Raw genomic sequence first — 19,238 nt, forward strand, 5'->3', positions numbered from 1 at the left:
ATGTGATACGGTCATTATATTCTTATACCACATGTTTGAAGGTGGAAGCAGGAAATGTGCTTCCATCTTTTTTTATTTATTCGCTATCCAATTTTTGACTAACAAAAATAGCCAATTATTACCTTTACAGGGCGAAATCCTGATGGCATACTTAGGGATGAATTACATTTTATTATATACATATAGGAGGAAAACCATGAGACGTTTCAAAGCAGGGATTGCGCTGACACTTGTGCTGCTTCTTATTTTTGTAGCAGGGTGTCAGTCCGTTGGCGGGCTGGATGTAAATAAGGTGCTTACGGACAACTTATCAGTAAAATCAGGAGAATCAAAACAATCGCTCAAGTTGGAAATTGTTCCATCCGATGGCAAACTGTCACAAGAAGATCAAAAAATGATCGATTTACTGAATTCGATTTCATTAACGATCGACAGTGCTAAGGTGCAAGACCCTTCAAATGTATCCTTAAAAGGTACACTCAATATTGAGAAAAAGGCTTTGCCATTTCATATCTCGATCGATGAGAAGGAAATGCTGTTCTGGGTGGACGGAGCTAAGAAACCTATTTCAATCGACTTAAGCGCAGCTCAAGCCGCAGGGGCAGGTTTGAATACAAAAATCTCCAATGAAAATGCGATAAAAGCTGTTACAGATCTTTATGGCTTCATATTCAAACATGCTCCAAACCCTGAAACGATTTCTGTATCATCTGTGACAGATTCTGTATATGGTGAATCACTCCCACTTACGAAGCTGCATGTTGAAATTCGCGGCGACGAGCTTGTCGGATTAGTAAAAACATTTTTAACTAGCGTATCTAAAGATGAACAAGGTTTGAAAGAACTTATTAATACGTTATATGATGTCTACTACCCAGTTTATGAAGAGCTAAATGCTGAACTTGGTGATGCAAACAGCGGCTTTGGAACAGAAGAGAGCGTTATGAAAGACAAGGAAACCGCTACTCTATACTTCTATAATCAGTTAAAAGAGGCGCTAGATAAGCTGTTAGCTGATTACGATAAAGATGTAAACCAACTGTTTGAGCAATCACCTGAATTGAAAGAAGTGCTCAGTAAAGAAACCGTGCTCAAATTGGATATTTTCGTAGACAGCAAACTTCGTGTACGCAAACAAAATATGGATCTGAATATTCAGCTTCCTAAAGTGGATGGCCTTCCAATCAAACAAATCAAAGTGCACTCTGCGTCCGAAAACTGGAATGTTAACGAGCCAGTAACGATTGATAAAGTCGATACAAAGAACGGTGTATTTGCGGTAAATGAGAACACTATGGACTCAATCAATGGCATTAAGATTCTGAATAACTTTGATCGTAATTCTGAATCTTATCATATGCTAAGAGAAGATATGAAGCTTGGACAACAATTTATCGTGCTTGACATTCCACAAAGTAAAAATGTGAACAGCAGCACTCCTTCACCTAAGCTCATGAACAACACGACATTTGTTCCTCTGCGCTATGTATCTGAGCAGCTTGAAGCTAACGTGTCATGGAATGCTAAGACAAAAGAAGTAACCATTGTAGATGATCTGACTGGATCAAAAATTGTTCTTAAATCCGGTTCCAAGCAAGGTCTTGTTAATAATGCGGTTCATAAGATGACTCAACCTGTAACGATTATTAAAGGATCGACGTATGTTCCAATTCGCTTCGTAGCTGAATCTTTAGAAGCAACTGTGAACTTTAATAGAGAAGAAGGAATCATTACGATTGAACGTCATTAATTAGCAATTAGAGAAGACATCGACACCTCTGCAAAGATTATTTTTGCAGAGGTGTTTAATTTTTATTTATGCGGTGGAAAGGGTAGGAATTTTGTTTTTTATAATTTAGATGGTAATAAATTTGATGTATGGAGTGAATTAAGTCCAATATTCAGCAGAAAAATATCTTATCTCGCAATAGATCAAGATTCAAAATAATAAACTTATAGCTGTTAAACAAAATAGCCTAACCCATGATGGGTTAGGCTATTTAATATGTAGTTGTATGGGGCATGTAGGGGTCGAACCTACGACCTGCCGATTAAGAGTCGGCTGCTCTACCAGCTAAGCTAATGCCCCGCATTTAGCGACAAGAATCATTATACTCCTTTCAAATTATTTGTAAACCCCTTTTTTGAAATTGGTCAAATTTGCAAATTGATGAAAGAAGTTTTATGTTTATGTACATACCAAATATAAGAGGCTAATTCATCATGGTTAATCACCTGCTAGGAGGGGTGCCAATGAACTCATCAAAGACAATATGGATAACAGTCAGTACAATTTCTCTTGTTGCTACATTACTGCTTATAAGCGGATTTATATATGCTGTGAAAGATATCGTTGCTCCTGCAGCGAGCGAAAATGCATCAGAAGCAAAGCATGAAGCAAAGACTCAAGAACCGATGGGAAATAAAAGTGAGATCACGGTTGCTGCGATTGGTGATTCATTAGCAAAAGGAACGGGCGATGATACGGGTGATGGATTTGTTCGCCGAGCAGTTACCCTTCTTCAAGAACGTGATGGGGTAAAGGTGAGGCTTCTGAACAACTTAGCAATTAACGGGCTCACAACGGATAGACTATTATCGAAGTTGGACGAGAAGGGCGTTCAATATGTACTTAAGAGATCCGATATTATTTTGCTGTCGATCGGCGGAAATGATTTATTCCGCGCAGAACAGACGAATCATAGCAGGAATATGCAAGATATAACATTGCGTATCCCAAGTAAGGAAGAGATATTAAAAGTATCAGATACAGCTTCTCTGCGGCTTCAAACGATATTAGGACGGATCCATCAGATAAATCCGGGGGCGAAGATTATATATGTCGGATTGTATAATCCGTTTGCTGACTTGAAACAGATGAGAGAAGTTGGCAATGAAGCTGTGACAGACTGGAACTATAGAGCGGCTAAAATGACTAGTAAAGATAACAACATCATGATCATACCAACCTTTGATTTATTTCAAGAAAATATAAAGAGCTATTTATCGTCAGATCATTTTCATCCGAACGGAGACGGATATGAGCAAATCGCTGAACGAATCATACAAGGAATTCAATAACGAATACGGACTGGGTGAAGCCTCCATATGATAAGTACGAATGAAGAGATTGTATTATCTGTTGAACACATTAAAAAAAAAATAGGAAAACGTTGGATCATTGATGACGTCACATTTGATATAAGAGCGGGCGAAATATTCGGATTTCTCGGTCCTAATGGTGCAGGAAAGACGACGACGATTCGGATGCTTGTCGATTTGATTAAACCGACCGATGGGGTCATTAAGGTGTGCGGGTATGATGTAAATCGCGATCCAGAGCGTGGGCTGAAGTATGTTGGATCGATTGTTGAGAACCCTGAAATGTACACCTATTTGACAGGCTTTGAGAACTTAGAACATTTCGCAAGAATGCAGCCCGGTATTACAAAGGCGCGGATCGAAGAAGTCGTAGAGACGGTTCGATTGACAGAACGGATACACGATAAAGTGAGCACCTATTCGCTCGGTATGCGTCAACGGCTTGGTATTGCTCAGGCTTTATTAGGAAGGCCGAAGCTGCTTATATTAGATGAGCCGACGAACGGTCTAGACCCTAAAGGAATTAAAGAGATGCGTGCCTTCATTAAACAATTAGCAAGCAGCGGCATGGCTGTATTTGTGTCTAGCCATCTGCTCAGCGAGATCCAATTGCTTTGCGATCGGGTAGCAATTATTAGCGGAGGGAAAGTGCTTGCCGTAGGAAATGTGAATGACTTAATTGCGGAAAGTTCAAATTATATCATTTGGGACTTTACACCTAGACAGCTAGGGTTACAAATTCTTGCTTCCAACACTGAAGTGATGATCGTGCGCAATGTTGAATCGGTATTAGATGATTCCGTTATTGCGAATATGAACAAGGACGCGGTCGTTGTTCAGATGCCAGAAACAGCTGTTCCTGCTGCCGTTGCCGAACTGACATCAGCAGGTGTATCCGTCAAATCTGTTCAAAAAGTGACTCCGACTCTAGAACAGTTATTCCTCAGAATGACAGAAGGTGAAGCCATTGATGAATCTCATTCCGCTTATTAAAAATGAGACTATTAAAATCATAAAGAAAAAACGTTTCTACGTCATATTACTCATTTTATTAGTCTTAGTTCCTATTTTTACATATGCGCAAATGCGTCAAGCTCAAAATAACCGTCAAAAATTTGAAGGGGATTGGCGGCTTGAACTGCAGCAAGCGATAACTGATAATCAAAATTCACTAGGGAGCGATCGGGTTCCTGAAGAGTGGAAGAAATACCGCCGGATTTATATTGAGCAGATGCAATATTACTTAGAGCATGATATTAATCCGAATGAACCCAATGGTGTTACGTTCACCCGGCAATTTTTAGACAATTCGATCTCGTTGTTTATTCCTCTATTAGTTACTGCAGTTGCGTCAGACATCGTATCGGGTGAACGGACATCAGGCACGATAAAAATGCTGTTAACAAGGCCGGTAAGAAGGTGGAAAATACTGCTCAGCAAGCTGATCGCGCTAGTGATGTTTATTTCACTCATTATCGTATCCACCGTTATCATTTGTTACTTGATTTCGGGTGCTTTTTTCGGGTACGGAGGATTTAATGTTCCTGTATTTACAGGCTTCTTGCTGTTTGATTCGGACGTAGATATGTCTACCGTTCATGCGGTTACTTCATGGCAATATATTCTCATGCAGTGTGGGCTTACTTGGTTCGTAGGGGTCGTTGTCGGCGTCCTTGCCTTTATGGTGTCTGTACTCGTTCGAAGTACGGCGGCAAGTATTGTGACGATGATGGCAGCGCTCATAGCAGGCAGCATTTTAACGAATATGGCTGCATCTTGGAAAAGTGCCAAATATTTGTTTATGGTTAATTTGCAACTTACGAACTATTTATCAGGTACTCCAGCCCCCATTGAAGGCATGAATCTGCCTTTTTCGCTTGTTGTACTTAGTTTATGGGCACTTGCAGCTTTAATCATCTCATTCCTTGTCTTTACGAAACAGGATATATTGAATTAAAATGGACAAGGATAAGAAAACATCTGTTTGCATTTATTCGTTAGATGTTGGGCTTTTCTACATAACGTTAGAAATTAAAGGGGGAGCATGAATGGTCGAACAGGTCGAGTTATTTGCAGATGGATCCCAGAACGGTGGAAATAATGGCTCGGGATACGATGCTGACGACATTCAAGTGCTCGAGGGGCTTGTTGCGGTTCGCAAACGACCAGGTATGTATATCGGTAGTACAAGCTCATCGGGGTTACATCATCTGGTATGGGAGATTGTTGACAATGCTGTCGATGAGCATCTAGCAAAATTTTGCTCCAAAATCGATATTACCTTACACAAAGATGGTTCTATAACAGTTCATGATAACGGACGCGGTATTCCGACAGGAATGCACAAAACAGGAATCCCTACGCCGCAAGTCGTATTTACGATTTTGCATGCTGGAGGTAAATTCGGCGGGTCGGGCTATAAAAAGTCCGGCGGTTTGCATGGTGTTGGTGCGTCAGTAACAAACGCATTGTCTGAATGGCTGGAGGTGGAAATTTACCGTGATGGTAAAATACACCGTCAGCGCTTTGAATATTGGGTGGATGATCAAGGAATAGAGCATGTGGGCGAGCCAGTGACGGATCTAGAGGTCATAGGCAATACGAATCGTACAGGAACGAAAGTTACTTTTAAACCGGATATTCGGGTGTTTAAAGGCGGGATTTCGTTCAACTACGATACGCTGGCTGAGCGTCTGCAAGAAATTGCGTTCCTGAACTCAGGGCTCAAAGTGGTGCTGAAGGATGAACGATCAGATCGCATGGATGAGTTCTTCTATGAGGGCGGAGCGAGTCAATTTGTTCAATTCTTAAATGAAGAGAAAGACGTTCTTCACGACGTTATACATTTCGTTGCGGAAAAAGACGATATTGAAGTAGAAGTGGCACTTCAGTATAACGCTGGTTATACAGAGACTATCGCTTCCTTCGTAAACTCGATTCCGACTAGAGGCGGCGGTACGCATGAAACCGGTTTTAAGACGGCTTATACTCGCGTAATGAACGATTATGCGCGTAAAGCTGGCCTTTTGAAGGAAAAAGATAAAAATCTTGAAGGTAACGATCTCAGGGAAGGAATGATGGCAGTCATCAGCGTCAAAATGTCTGAAGTTGAATTCGTCGGTCAAACGAAGGATCAACTCGGCAGTGCTTCTGCACGAAGTGCGGTTGATGCGATTGTATCGGATCATATGCAGCAATTTTTAGAGGAAAATCCGCAAATCGCGCAAATGCTGATTAAGAAGGCTATACAGGCATCTAGAGCGCGTGAGGCCGCTCGTAAAGCGCGTGATGAGATGCGCTCGGGCAAAAAGCGGAGTGAAAGCTCGAACCTTGGCGGTAAGCTCACTCCAGCCCAGTCGAAGGATTATACTCGGAACGAACTGTTCATCGTCGAAGGGGATTCTGCAGGCGGGTCAGCCAAGCAGGGCCGAGATTCGAAGTATCAAGCCATCTTGCCTCTAAAGGGTAAGCCAATGAATCCGGAGAAAGCTAAGCTTGCTGATATCCTCAAAAATGAAGAATACCGAGCGATCGTATCCGCGATTGGAGCGGGTGTCGGTACAGAATTCGCTGTGGAAGACAGCAATTATGCCAAAATTATTATTATGACGGATGCGGACACGGACGGAGCGCACATACAAGTGTTGCTGCTTACATTCTTTTACCGTTATATGAGAGAGCTAATTGACGCAGGAAAAGTGTATATTGCTCAGCCTCCACTCTACAAAATTACACAGAAATCCGGGAAACTTGAAACAGTACGTTATGCTTGGACGGATGAGCAGCTGCAAAACTACTTAAACGAATTTGGCAAAGGTTACGAAATTCAGCGTTACAAAGGACTCGGTGAAATGAATCCCGAACAATTGTGGGAAACGACGATGAATCCGGAGGGTCGTACGCTCTTGCAAGTTAAAATCGAAGATGCTGCGAAAGCCGAACGCCGAGTGACTACACTCATGGGTGATAAAGTAGATCCTCGTAAGCGCTGGATTGTAGAAAATGTCGATTTCACAGAGTTTGAGGAATAGAAGGTGAGCGGATGAGTTTATTGGAAAATTTTTTACCGGCCTATCTCGAAGAGGTCGTCGGTGACCGATTTGGTCGGTATTCCAAATATATTATTCAAGATCGGGCCATTCCGGATGTACGTGATGGATTAAAGCCTGTTCAGCGGCGTATTCTGTACGCAATGTATGATTCAGGCAATACGCCGGACAAGCCATACCGTAAGTCAGCGAAGACGGTTGGGGATGTTATGGGTAATTATCACCCGCACGGTGATTCTTCTATTTATGACGGCATGGTAAGAATGGCACAGCCTTGGAAAATGGGTCATGTACTCATCGACGGGCACGGAAACTGGGGATCGATAGACGATGATCCTGCGGCGGCAATGCGTTATACCGAAGCGCGGTTGTCTCCGATTGCTATGGAAATGCTGCGTGATATCGAGAAACGGACGGTACTGTTCAAAGATAATTTCGATAATACGACGAAAGAACCTGTTGTTCTTCCGTCCAGGTATCCCAATTTGCTCGTAAATGGTTCGAGTGGTATTTCTGCTGGTTTTGCTACTGAAATCCCGCCTCACAACTTACGTGAGGTGATCGATGCCGCCATCGCGGTCATGGAGAAGCCGGATATTACGCTTGACGAGCTAATGTACTTCGTGAAAGGTCCGGATTTCCCGACTGGCGGACTGATTATGGGTGAAGAGGGGATTCGCGAAGCTTATCGGACTGGCAAAGGGCGAATCTACCTGCGCGCGAAAGTTGAAATAGAGTCCGTTCGCGGCGGAAAAGAGCAAATCGTCATTACCGAGATTCCTTATCAAGTTGTCAAATCTCGTTTAGTAACCGCGATGGAAAATATTCGATTAGAGAAAAAAGTAGAAGGAATCGCAGAGGTTCGGGATGAGAGCGGGCGAGATGGACTTCGTATTGTCGTTGAGCTGAAGAAGGATGCGGATAGCGAAGGTATATTAGCATATTTGCTGAAAAAGACTGACCTGCAAGTGGCTTACAATTTCAACATGGTGGCCATTGTCAATAAGGCGCCTCAGCAGCTAGGGCTGAAACCAATCCTTGAAGCGTATATTGCCCATCAGCGCGAGGTCGTTACACACCGTACGCAGTATGATTTGGAGAAGGCAGAGGACCGCGCTCATGTGCTCGAAGGACTTGTTAAAGCACTTAACATTTTGGATGAAGTCATCGCAGCGATTAAAGCGTCGAAGAATCGTCAAGATGCGCAAAACAATTTGCAATGGATGTTCGGGTTTACGGAACGCCAAGCGGACTCCATTCTTACTTTGCAGCTTTATCGGTTAACGAATCTCGAAATCACATCTTTGGAGAAAGAACTGGACGAGGTGCAGAAAAAAATTGCAAATCTGCGCGGCATATTGGAGAGCGATAAAAAGTTAGTCAGTGTAATTCGTAAAGAGTTGACGGAAATCAAAGAAAAATACGGGATCAACCGTCGTTCCTCCATCCAAAGCAAGGTGGAAGAGATCAAAGTCAATCTCGAGGTCATGGTTACCGCAGAAGATGTGATGGTAACTCTTTCGAATGAAGGATATATCAAACGCACAAGTATGCTCTCGTTCACAAGGTCTGGCGGTGAGAGAGAAGGTTCAGGTGTGAAGGAAGGCGACTATATTCGCTCTATTCTAGAAGTGAATACACTAGATAACCTGCTCATCTTCACCAATCGTGGTCAGTATTTCTTATTACCTGTTCACCAAGTACCAGAATTCAAGTGGAAAGACAATGGAACGGCGCTGGTCAATGTTATTCCGGTGGCTAAAGAAGATACGATTGTTAGTGTCATACCTGTCAAGAACTTTGATGAAGCCGGGCAATCACTCGTTTTCGTAACGAAGCGAGGACAAGTGAAACGAACGGAGCTCAAAGACTATGAAACGAACCGTTCCAGTGCAGTGGCTGCAATGAAGTTAGCTGCAGACGATGAAGTCTTGACGGTAAAGGTTAGTAATTCCAGTAAAGATATTATGCTGGTGACGAAGTATGGCATGGCCATTCGCTTTAAAGAGCAGGAAGTCAATAGTATGGGACGCGTGTCTGGCGGTGTACGGGGTATTCAGCTGAAAGATGATGACGAAGTGGTGTCCGCGCTTTGGGTAGAAGATGAAGAAGGCGAAATTTTAACAATCACGGATTTGGGCTATGCAAAGCGGTCGCTCCTTCTTGATTATCCTACACAAAGCAGAAGCGGAAAAGGCATGCTGACGTTTGAGTTTAAGGAAGGGAAGCGTGTCCGTCCGAACGGCAGTAGGCTCATTGGCGCATTCCATACGAAGGAAGAAGTTGCATTTACGGCAGCGAACAAACAAGGTGAATTGTTCACCTTCACATCTGAGCAAGCTCCAATTTCAGATCGGAAATCAACAGGTAAACAAGTGGTTCCTGTAGATAAAAATGATGAGTTAGTCGCTGTTTTTGTTAAGCCATAACAAATTGTAATTTTAAATCGGTTTTCTTGTTTCGAAGGGTGAGACGAGGAAACCGATTTTTTTTATTTGCGTATTTATGAGATTTTGGAGGATTTTACCTATTTTTAGCGAACATTAAAGATTAATGGCATAAAATATGGAAGTACAATATGATGCAACCTTGGAGGGGATGACTTGCAAACTTCAGATTTCGCTAAACTATGGACCAAACTGACTAGAGATTATAAATTGCATATGGATAACAATCTTGCGCCCTCATTGACTGAATCTCAATTAACAGTGCTAGAAGTTTTGTTAGATCATGACAAAATGAAACCATCTGACTTCATTCCTTTTTTATCTACAACACCTGCAGCAGTAACGATGCTGTTAGATCGAATGGAGAAGAATGGTCTCATAGCAAGGGAGCGGGACATGAATGACCGGCGAATTGTGTGGGTGTCCATATCTGAGAAAGGGAGACAAGAAACGCTTCGCGGAATTCAAATTCGAGATGAATTTATGTCAGCAGCGTTAAACCGAATCTCAGCTCATAACCAGCAGTTGCTTATATATTTACTTGGCAAAATAACAAGTTAATATACATTTGACAATTGTTTTCATACCTGATTTAATAGAGGTCAGTCAAAAATAATATTTCGTGTACGAAATATTTGAGATTAAATGAAATAGAGGTTGGCATGATGAACGACCCTCAAGATCAACTCCAGAAAATCGTCAATTCTTTCCGTCAATTGCATCAATTGTTTTACCAAATCAGACGGAAAGATTTAGATGAAGTTGGATTGACATCAATTCAATTTATTGTGCTTAAAATTATTAGTGAGAACCCAAATATCGGGTTGTCTGAATTGGCACAGTTAAGCTACATGGGCAACAGTACAACGAGTGGAGTTGTAGATCGCCTTGTTAAAGCAGGCCTTGTCGTTCGGGAGAGATGTATGGAGGACAGACGGTCTATTTCTTTGCATCTTACAGAAAAGGGAGTGGAGCTTAGAAATTTAACCTATTCGATTGGACTTAAGCGTCTGTCACCATTGCTGGAGCTTCCAGCTGATGACATCGAGCAGCTTTTAACCATCCACCAAAAAATGATAGAGAAGTTAACACAGAGGAGAGAGACAGAACCACAATGAACAATTCAAATGCTCAGTCACCGGTTCAATTTAAGAAAGCTCCAATCGTAGCCGCGTTGCTTATTGGAGCTTTTGTCGCGATTTTGAACCAAACTTTAATGAATATTGCTCTTCCAAAGATTATGGAAGATTTAGCGATTAGTGCGAATACAGTTCAATGGCTCACAACAGGATTTTTGCTTGTGAACGGCGTGCTTATTCCAATTACAGCGTATTTGGTAGAGAAGTACACAACAAGGCAGCTATTTATTACTTCGATGATTTTGTTCGCTCTCGGTACATTGCTCTGCGCCGTGTCACCGAATTTTGCATTTCTATTAATAGGACGTTTAGTTCAAGCAGCAGGCGCAGGGATTCTGATGCCGCTTATGACGGTGGTGTTCTTGAACATCTTCCCAATTGAAAAACGCGGTCAAGCGATGGGAACGATGGGGATCGCAATGCTTCTTGCACCAGCCATCGGACCGACACTGTCTGGATGGGTGATAGAACATCATTCGTGGCGCGTTCTGTTCTATATTATTTTGCCAATTGCGATTATTTCTATTATTTTGGGTATTGTGTTCCTGAAAAATGTAACTAGAGTCAGCAATCCTACACTCGATAAAACAGGTGTCCTGCTATCCACCATCGGATTCGGCGGACTATTGTACGGATTTAGTGATGCAGGGAATGTGGGGTGGAGCGATCGGATTGTTATTGCTTCTTTAATTGCGGGAGTCATTTCGCTCATTCTATTTATTATTCGTGAGCTTAAGGTAGAGCACCCGATATTGGAATTCAGAATTTTTAAATATGATATGTTCACTTTGACGACAGCTGTTAATATGATTATTACAATGGCCTTGTATGCAGGGATGATTTTACTTCCCATATACCTGCTAAAAATTAGAGGTTTCAGTCCCTTTGAATCTGGACTGCTGTTAATGCCAGGTGCGATCGTTATGGGGATTATGTCTCCAATTACAGGAACCTTGTTTGACAAAATAGGTGCTAGATGGCTAGCGGTTGTCGGGCTTGCGATAACAGTTGGGGCAACGTGGGAATTCAGCCGGTTAACGGTTTCTTCTACATATACACATCTGCTGATCGTTTATACGGTTCGTTCCTTTGGGATGTCTATGCTCATGATGCCAATTCAAACTGCTGGACTGAATCAACTGCCTAGACGGCTAAACTCTCACGGTACAGCGATGTCTAATACGCTTCGTATGATGGCTGGAGCAGTGGGGACGGCACTGTTAGTCACAATATTTACAAATCATACGAAAGATCGTGTCAAAGAATTGATTATTTCTACAGGCGCTAATCCAAAGGATCTCGCTCAAATGGCGAAGATTACGAAAGAAGCGACGGTTACAGGGATCAACTACGCGTTTGTTGTTGCGACATGGATCACTGCAGCAGCCCTCGTGCTTTCCTTCTTTATTCAGAAGAGAAAACCTGCCGATGAATCCATATCCAATGAAACAGGCGTAACGACAGAAAGTACAGCTCAAGCAAGAGGCTAATCATTATTTAACATAAAAAGAGGTAAATCACGGGAAGATGTGATTTACCTCTTTTGCTATTTTAAGCTCTAATTTGTTCATAAATTCGTTCTGGCCACTCGTTCCAAGGAAATTGGCGCGGCGGAAGTGATGTGATAATAACCTCTTCTTTTGTAATCGGATGAGGGAAGCCGACGACGATTGACCAGAGCGCAATTTGCTGACCTGGTTTATTCAGGTGCGGTCCATATTTTTGATCTCCGTACAGTGGACATCCGATTTCTTTCATTTGTACTCGAATTTGATGCGGACGTCCCGTATGAAGCTCAATTTGAACGAGACTGAATTTGTCGGTGTGTCCAATGACTTCATAATCGAGGATGGCTTCTTTGCCTCCGTCAGTACCTTTTGGAACAACCGAGACGGTATTCGTGCGCACATCTTTAAGTAAAGTATGTGTTAGACGGCCTTGACGCTGTTTCGGATGTCCGTGGACAACCGCCAAATATTTTTTCGTAAATTGTCTAGTGCGGACGGACTCGGATAGCCTGGATGCCGCTTTAGATGTTTTCGCAAAAATCATGGCTCCGCCAACCGGTCGATCTAAGCGATGCACGAGTCCAACATAGACATTTCCTGGCTTGTTGTATCGTTCTTTAATATCCTGTTTGAGCAATGTAAGCAAATCCGGATCACCGGTAGCATCTTCCTGAGTAGGGATATTTACAGGCTTTACAATACCAAGCAGGTGATTATCTTCATAAAGTATTGTTATGTTCGGGGTATTCCCATCTGACATCATTTACGCCTCCCAGCGGCCCAAAATTCCGCATGGTAGAATGAGTCCAGATTTCGTAATGGGCAATCCAATTTCACCGGCTGTAATTTTACCGCCAAATTTCGATTTCATCGTCATGTTCAGCATATTGTTCAGAACTGTAGGTGAAATACCGGTTGTATACGAGTTAATAAGCATGAAAAGAGGATTATCCGTTAGAATCGTTGTACATTCCTCTAAGAACGGATATAAGCTTTGCTCAAGCTTCCATGTCTCGCCCTTCGGACCGCGTCCGTAGGAAGGTGGATCCATTATAATTGCGTCATATTTATTGCCACGGCGTTGTTCACGCTGTACAAATTTAAATACATCATCGGTAATGAAACGAACAGGACGATCGCTAAGCCCTGACAGCTGAATATTTTCTTTAGCCCACTGAACCATACCTTTCGCCGCATCTACGTGCACGACACTAGCTCCAGCGTAGGCAGCAGCAACGGTAGCTCCGCCTGTATATGCGAATAGATTAAGGACACTGATCGGTCTGCCCGCATTTTTAATCTTGTCCATCATCCAGCTCCAGTTCGCCGCTTGCTCAGGGAACAGTCCGGTATGTTTGAAATTCGTTGGTCTGATGTGGAATTTTAGCGGACCATAAGAAATGGTCCAACGTTCAGGAATGGTTTTCTTCATTTCCCACTGACCGCCTCCAGAGGAACTGCGGTGATAGTGTCCGTGAACTTCTCTCCACATCGCTGTCTCATTCGCAATAGGCCATATGATTTGCGGATCAGGTCTACGCAGGACGATATCGCCCCAACGCTCTAGCTTTTCTCCTCCGCCTGTATCGATTACTTCATAGTCTTTCCATTCACTTGCTACATACATGTTGATCCATCCTTCAAAAGTTCATTTAGACTTTATTGTACAACATTGTGGCAGATTGATGCCACCTATAAACGAGAGTACAAAAATGTCACTGCTATATTAGTGGATGAATATGGTAATGGTAAATATGACACGCGAAAGGTGGTAGAACTAGTGCCTTTTAAAACGGGAGAACAATATAGAGAACGATTAGACCGGCTGCAGCATAATGTATGGTTCCGAGGCGAGCCAGTAACAGGAAATATTACAGAACATCTAGCTTTTCGTGGGTTAGTATCCTTTCAAGCATCTCTTTATGACATGCAAAATGATAAAGCTTATCAAGAAAAACTTACTTTCACTTCGGAGGCAACAGGCGATCTGGTGGGATTATCCTTTTTACAACCGAAAACTAAAAAAGATTTAGCAAAGCGCAGAGAAATGATGAGATTATGGGCGGATTACCATCATGGTTTTCTTGGACGCTCGCCCGATTATATGAATACAAGTATAATGGCTTTTTATTCTGCATCTGATTTATTATCAGAATTAGATCCTCAATATAGCGACAATTTAAAAAAATATTTTGAATACTGCCGGGAACATGATATTACGCTTTCACACGCATTTATTCAGCCGCAAGCAAGCCGTTATGTGAATATTAATGATGGTGTGGAGGAGAATTTAGCAGCCAAAGTGGTTGACCAGAATAAAGACGGAATCGTAGTGACGGGTGCATTTCTAATGGCAACGCAAGGCGTAACGGCAGAGGAAATATTTGTATTTCCGCCAGTCTCAACACTGCTCCCCGAAACGGATAGTCCATATACTTTCGTGTTTGCTGTACCTAATAATTTGCCGGGCCTGAAGTTTATATGCAGGGAGAGTTTAGTGCAGGGAGATTCCGCTTTTGATTTCCCGCTTAGCTCGAAATATGAGGAAATGGATACGCTCGTCATCTTTGATCAAGTGCTTGTTCCGTGGGACAGAGTATTTTTGTATGGACATGAGGATTTGGCACACCGATTTGTGATAGAGTCGGGGTTTCATGCGCATGTGTCTCATCAGCTCCTGTGCAAAAATATTGCCAAAACTGAATTTCTGCTAGGAACAATTGAGTATATGGTTGAGACATCAGGCATGTCCAATTATCCTCATGTGCGGGAAAAAATAGCTGAGATTATCGTCGGATTAGAGACACTTAAATCGATGCTCATTGCTGCGGAAATGAACGCTAAGATAGACAAATTTGGAAGCATGGTCCCAAGTAAAAATACGATTCTTGCAGCTAATGTCTTATATCCTGAGCTGTACCCACGTATCATTGAAATCATTCAACTGCTTGGAGGAAGCAGCTTAGTTATGATTCCGTCGGAGAAAGATTTCGAGTCAGATATTGCTCCTTATTTAAACAAATATTTAAAAGGGATGCAATCAGATGCGAAGGAGAAAGTAAAATTATTTCGCCTTGCTTGGGAGATTAGCGCCGGTTCGTTTGGTGGAAGAGAGACATTGTACGAACGATTCTTCTTCGGGAACAAGTCATCTATAACGAGCCGTTTATATGAAGGCTATATGGGAAGAGAGAAATATATTCAAAAAGTGAAGCATTTTCTACAAGGATGAAATGAACATTATAAGAATAAAAGAAGATGTGAGGATCGATGAGTTCAGGCGATGTTTGCATCTTCTTTTGTGTTGGAATTTTAGTTGTAAAAGGTTAAAATTACCATATAGATGTGTTTGAAGCAATTGTATCTTGTAAACGCTTTAATAATTTATAATTGGAGAGGATGATCCAAAAATGACAACAAGTCTAACATCACAACTTAGTCAGCAATTAGCACTTCCAGTAATCGTTGCTCCAATGTTTCTTGTATCTAATCCTCAAATGGTCGTTGAATCATGTAAAGCGGGGATTATTGGTTCATTTCCACTGCTAAATGCGCGCAGTAACGAGATTTTGGATGCGTGGATGAGTGAGATTACGAACAAGCTTACAGAAGCGCGTGAGACATACCCGGCTGGACAAATTGCTCCGTGGGCTGTTAACTTAATCGTGCATCGGACGAATCAGCGATACGCTGAAGATTTGGCATTAATAGAGAAATATCAACCTCCGATTGTCATTACCTCTTTAGGTGACCCTAGTCCAGTAGTGAATGTCGTGCATCAGTATGGCGGACTCGTCTTCTCGGATGTCATTAGCATTCATCATGCTCGCAGAGCCGCAGATAAAGGGGTGGACGGGCTTATTCTTGTCTGCAATGGTGCGGGAGGTCATGGCGGGACGATTCATCCGATGGCGTTCATGGACGCTGTCAGATCATTTTGGGACGGCATTACGATACTAGCTGGCAGCATATCGAGTGGACAAGATATAGTAGCGGCGGAAGCATTAGGCGCAGATTTTGCTTATATGGGTACACGGTTTATTGCAACAAGTGAAAGCTCCGCCAGTCCTGAATATCAGCAGATGCTTATCGATTCAACTTTAGATGATTTGATCTATACCGATGCTTTTAGCGGAGTGAATGCCAATTTTCTCATTCCGAGTATTCGTAAGGCAGGGCTTGATCCAGATACGCTGAAGAAGAAAGATACGGTTGATCTGTCACATCTGAATAGTTCTAATTCGAAAGCATGGAAGGATATTTGGTCAGCAGGGCAGGGCGTAGGAGCAATTACTCAAGTGCAGACGATTCGGGAGCTAGTCCATGAACTAACGGAGGAGTATGAGGATACTCTCTCCAAATTGACATTAAAGCGGAAGTAAATAGAGGATTTCTAGAAAGTATAAGGGAGTTTATAATGACGCAATTTTATGTAGACGAACTAACGAAGCTGCTATCGGCACATGCGCACCAAGAAAATGCGAAGTCTATGAAGGCATACATGAAAAATCATTTTGAATTTCTAGGCATACGGAAGCCGGACTTGAATGCAATAACCAAACAATTTATTAAGGAACACGGCATTCCAACCGATCTGGAACAGCTACTTCATGTCGTCACAAAACTATGGGAGCTGCCTGAACGAGAATATCAATATGTTGCTCTTGAGCTGCTTGGGAAGAAGAAGAAACAATTAACAAAAGAAAACATAACTTTTCTTGAGCGGTTAGTCATTTCAAAATCGTGGTGGGATACTGTCGATTTCATTGCGCCTCATATAATCGGTCATTTGTTTTCAAAGTACCCAGAAATGATCCCGTCTTACACAGATAAATGGATACAATCGAACAATATGTGGCTGCAAAGAAGCGCCATATTATTTCAGCTGAAGTATAAAAGCAAAACGGACACCGAAGTATTATATCGCGTGATTGAAGCTTGTGCGGATTCATCACAATTTTTTATTCGGAAGGCAATTGGTTGGGCGCTACGGGAGTATTCCAAAACAGATCCGACTGCCGTGGTGAACTTTGTTCAAACACATCAATTATCTTCGTTAAGTGAGCGAGAAGCTTTGAAGGTTCTCTATCGAGAGGGTAAGTTATAAGCAGAAAAAAAAGGGAAGACATCGTGTCTTCCCTTTAAGCTGATTAGTTAAGTACAGCGGTCATATGTTCTTGAGTGATTGCCCAGTGTGAAGTGCTCCACACTTTTTCTTTGTCCTTAATCAAGATGATTTGTGGAGATTCGTGCTTCACAGCTACGTCTTCCGCAATTTGATTCGATACCGGACGGGATTCAATCACTTTAACAAGCACATAATTCACATCAGGGTTAGCATTCCCTTGCAAATAGTTTTGGAACTCTTTGAACGCATTTGCGCTCACTGGACATGTCGTACTATGTTTAAAAACAACGACAGGTTGTTCAGTAGAAGATTCTAGAAGAGTGTTCCATTCTTCCAAAGATTCAATTTCTTTAAATTGTGCCACCTAAATGACTCCTTTCATCAATGAATAGCTTGGACAATTGTAACATAAACTGTTACACATTGACAATCGCTATAATTTCCTCATCTAGGTCAAGAGTCACCTGTTCACGGTAAGCACGAATCCCATATTCAGTATATAAATATCGCATAATCGCTTCGATCATATTGGCTTCAATCAGATACTGACTGCGTCCATTGATCGTTACTTCAGCAGTATATCCTGTGTCTTCATCCCAGCTTAGTTCTACCAAGACGTCCGTCGGCTGAACATCTTTGCGCTCTGCCATGTGAAGACAAATCGCGTTAACAATTTCGTCCATACTTAAAATCATAATTAATACCTTCTATATGAATCTGCCGGTTTATGGCGATTTTTGTAAGCTCTAAATACGGCGCGGATGACGATAAAGAGGACATATATCGCTATCATATTAATAAACAGTCCGAGGATGTCGCCCATGAAGCCGAGATTGGAGAATAAACCACCAAAGAGAAGACCTGCGATTCCGCCAATCATTAAGCCCTTCATAAAGCTGCCGCCGCTAAAAAATCCACGACTAGTAGTCGTCCCTGCTCCCGTAGTTTTATTCGTTGAAGTCGTACTGTCTGACTTTTGCACATGACTGTCTGTTGCTTTCTTAGGGGTGGAAGTAAAGGACTTCGTTCCCGATTTATAACCCCCGCTACCACGTTTGGCATCTACCGTTCCTGGAACGGTCATGGCGAAGAACAACGTAAACGCCATAAAAATCAACATTAATTTACGCATGTAACAATGAAACCTCCTGTAAAATGTAGTGTATTGGTGTCTATAGAATTGTAATACGCTCTATTCGAAATTCGGTTTCATTAAGTAATCGAAAAATAAAAAAACGCAGATGGTTGGCATCTGCGTAAATCATATATGAATCAAATTCGTTATTTCGCTTTGTTATATCCATCAATGACCAGTTCAAGCTCGCCAGTTGTTGGATGGATCATCATGCCATGCACTGGAACACCTGATGGAAGCAGAGGATGGTTGTTTATAATATCTACGCTATGTTTAACACCATCATATACGTTTTCAACTCCGCGCAGCCAATTGTTCAGACGAATACCGGAATGCTCTAATGTTTCTAGAACTTCATCTGATATGCCCCGATTTCTCATCTCTTGAATCATGTGCGAAGAGTCAAGGGCTGCCATACCGCATTCATGATGCCCGATAACGATGACTTCATCCGCATTTAATTCGTACAGCCCAACGAGTATACTTCTCATTACGCTGCCGAATGGGTGAGAGATAATGGCGCCTGCCACTTTAATAATTTTTACATCGCCATTTCGCAAATTCATTGCTTTAGGAAGCAGCTCGACGAGTCTAGTGTCCATACAAGTTACAATTACAAGTCTTTTCTCTGGAAATTTTCCTGATATATACGCTTCATATTCTTTATTAGCAACGAATTTCTCATTATGCTCCAAAATTTCATTAATAAGGTTCATTAGTTTTCCTCCTT

18 protein-coding genes, 1 tRNA gene and 1 pseudogene are annotated in these 19,238 nt (G+C 42.1%); 13 read left to right on the top strand and 7 right to left on the bottom strand.

Translation table 11 applies throughout. The features are described 5' to 3' along the window. The first annotated feature begins 196 nt into the window (after positions 1-196). Both J2Z20_RS03595 and J2Z20_RS18210 read left to right on the top strand, forming a co-directional pair. The gene (locus J2Z20_RS03595; RefSeq protein ID WP_209845461.1) at positions 197-1,750 is read left to right on the top strand and encodes a copper amine oxidase N-terminal domain-containing protein; all 1,554 of its coding nucleotides are present in this window, start codon (positions 197-199) and stop codon (positions 1,748-1,750) included. Between the two features lie 72 nt (positions 1,751-1,822). After that, positions 1,823-1,931, top strand: a pseudogene (locus tag J2Z20_RS18210) (VOC family protein); the annotation flags it as partial. Between the two features lie 85 nt (positions 1,932-2,016). Here the strand turns inward: J2Z20_RS18210 and J2Z20_RS03600 are convergent. Further along, positions 2,017-2,089 (bottom strand) — tRNA-Lys (locus J2Z20_RS03600). A gap of 164 nt (positions 2,090-2,253) precedes the next feature. Here J2Z20_RS03600 and J2Z20_RS03605 point away from each other — a divergent pair. From J2Z20_RS03605 to J2Z20_RS03640, 8 genes are all read left to right on the top strand, one after another. Beyond that, positions 2,254-3,081: a GDSL-type esterase/lipase family protein gene (locus tag J2Z20_RS03605; RefSeq protein ID WP_209845463.1), complete on the top strand. Its 828-nt coding sequence runs from the start codon at positions 2,254-2,256 to the stop codon at positions 3,079-3,081. 27 nt (positions 3,082-3,108) lie between these two features. After that, on the top strand, positions 3,109-4,095 hold the full coding sequence (locus tag J2Z20_RS03610; protein ID WP_209845465.1) for an ABC transporter ATP-binding protein: 987 nt from the start codon (positions 3,109-3,111) through the stop codon (positions 4,093-4,095). Continuing rightward, positions 4,070-5,059 (top strand): ABC transporter permease, encoded by a 990-nt coding sequence (locus J2Z20_RS03615; RefSeq protein WP_209845467.1) that lies wholly within the window; start codon positions 4,070-4,072, stop codon positions 5,057-5,059. The genes J2Z20_RS03610 and J2Z20_RS03615 overlap by 26 nt, the downstream gene beginning before the upstream one ends. Before the next feature lie 91 nt (positions 5,060-5,150). Next, positions 5,151-7,133: a DNA topoisomerase IV subunit B gene (gene parE / locus J2Z20_RS03620; RefSeq protein ID WP_209845469.1), complete on the top strand. Its 1,983-nt coding sequence runs from the start codon at positions 5,151-5,153 to the stop codon at positions 7,131-7,133. A gap of 11 nt (positions 7,134-7,144) precedes the next feature. Next, positions 7,145-9,580 carry a DNA gyrase subunit A gene (gyrA, locus tag J2Z20_RS03625; RefSeq protein WP_209845471.1) on the top strand — a complete coding sequence of 812 codons (2,436 nt, stop codon included), beginning with the start codon at positions 7,145-7,147 and terminating at the stop codon, positions 9,578-9,580. A 174-nt stretch (positions 9,581-9,754) separates the two neighbouring features. After that, positions 9,755-10,159, top strand: coding sequence for a MarR family winged helix-turn-helix transcriptional regulator (locus tag J2Z20_RS03630; protein WP_209845473.1), 405 nt, complete (start codon positions 9,755-9,757; stop codon positions 10,157-10,159). 104 nt (positions 10,160-10,263) lie between these two features. Further along, a complete protein-coding gene (locus tag J2Z20_RS03635) occupies positions 10,264-10,716 on the top strand; it encodes a MarR family winged helix-turn-helix transcriptional regulator (protein ID WP_209845475.1) in 453 nt (150 codons plus the stop codon). Beyond that, positions 10,713-12,227 (top strand): DHA2 family efflux MFS transporter permease subunit, encoded by a 1,515-nt coding sequence (locus J2Z20_RS03640; protein WP_209845477.1) that lies wholly within the window; start codon positions 10,713-10,715, stop codon positions 12,225-12,227. The genes J2Z20_RS03635 and J2Z20_RS03640 overlap by 4 nt, the downstream gene beginning before the upstream one ends. Positions 12,228-12,288: 61 nt before the next feature. On the opposite strand, the gene J2Z20_RS03645 is transcribed toward J2Z20_RS03640, so the two are convergent. Together J2Z20_RS03645 and J2Z20_RS03650 are read right to left on the bottom strand one after the other, a co-directional pair. Next, entirely contained in the window at positions 12,289-13,005 is a 717-nt protein-coding gene (locus J2Z20_RS03645) for an RluA family pseudouridine synthase (protein ID WP_245251849.1), read from the bottom strand. 3 nt (positions 13,006-13,008) lie between these two features. Then, positions 13,009-13,872, bottom strand: coding sequence for a class I SAM-dependent methyltransferase (locus J2Z20_RS03650; protein ID WP_209845481.1), 864 nt, complete (start codon positions 13,870-13,872; stop codon positions 13,009-13,011). Between the two features lie 153 nt (positions 13,873-14,025). Here J2Z20_RS03650 and hpaB point away from each other — a divergent pair, with 153 nt between their 5' ends. The 3 genes from hpaB (at position 14,026) to J2Z20_RS03665 (ending at position 17,352) form a co-directional block, all read left to right on the top strand. Then, entirely contained in the window at positions 14,026-15,477 is a 1,452-nt protein-coding gene (gene hpaB, locus J2Z20_RS03655; RefSeq protein WP_209845483.1) for a 4-hydroxyphenylacetate 3-monooxygenase, oxygenase component, read from the top strand. Between the two features lie 178 nt (positions 15,478-15,655). Beyond that, positions 15,656-16,627, top strand: a complete 972-nt coding sequence (locus tag J2Z20_RS03660; RefSeq protein WP_209845485.1) for an NAD(P)H-dependent flavin oxidoreductase — start codon at positions 15,656-15,658, stop codon at positions 16,625-16,627. A gap of 35 nt (positions 16,628-16,662) precedes the next feature. Further along, positions 16,663-17,352 carry a DNA alkylation repair protein gene (locus J2Z20_RS03665; RefSeq protein ID WP_209845488.1) on the top strand — a complete coding sequence of 230 codons (690 nt, stop codon included), beginning with the start codon at positions 16,663-16,665 and terminating at the stop codon, positions 17,350-17,352. A gap of 43 nt (positions 17,353-17,395) precedes the next feature. Here the strand turns inward: J2Z20_RS03665 and ytxJ are convergent, their stop codons facing one another. The 4 genes from ytxJ to J2Z20_RS03685 form a co-directional block, all read right to left on the bottom strand. After that, positions 17,396-17,737: a bacillithiol system redox-active protein YtxJ gene (gene ytxJ, locus J2Z20_RS03670; RefSeq protein ID WP_209845490.1), complete on the bottom strand. Its 342-nt coding sequence runs from the start codon at positions 17,735-17,737 to the stop codon at positions 17,396-17,398. Positions 17,738-17,789: 52 nt separating this feature from the next. Further along, positions 17,790-18,068 carry a YxcD family protein gene (locus tag J2Z20_RS03675; RefSeq protein ID WP_209845492.1) on the bottom strand — a complete coding sequence of 93 codons (279 nt, stop codon included), beginning with the start codon at positions 18,066-18,068 and terminating at the stop codon, positions 17,790-17,792. A gap of 2 nt (positions 18,069-18,070) precedes the next feature. Further along, positions 18,071-18,505 carry a hypothetical protein gene (locus J2Z20_RS03680; RefSeq protein ID WP_209845494.1) on the bottom strand — a complete coding sequence of 145 codons (435 nt, stop codon included), beginning with the start codon at positions 18,503-18,505 and terminating at the stop codon, positions 18,071-18,073. 149 nt (positions 18,506-18,654) lie between these two features. Continuing rightward, complete coding sequence (locus J2Z20_RS03685; protein WP_209845496.1) at positions 18,655-19,224, bottom strand: beta-class carbonic anhydrase; 570 nt, start codon at positions 19,222-19,224, stop codon at positions 18,655-18,657. Positions 19,225-19,238 lie beyond the last annotated feature (14 nt).

This window comes from Paenibacillus sediminis (assembly GCF_017873765.1).
Classification (GTDB): Bacteria; Bacillota; Bacilli; order Paenibacillales; family Paenibacillaceae; genus Paenibacillus_AG; species Paenibacillus_AG sediminis.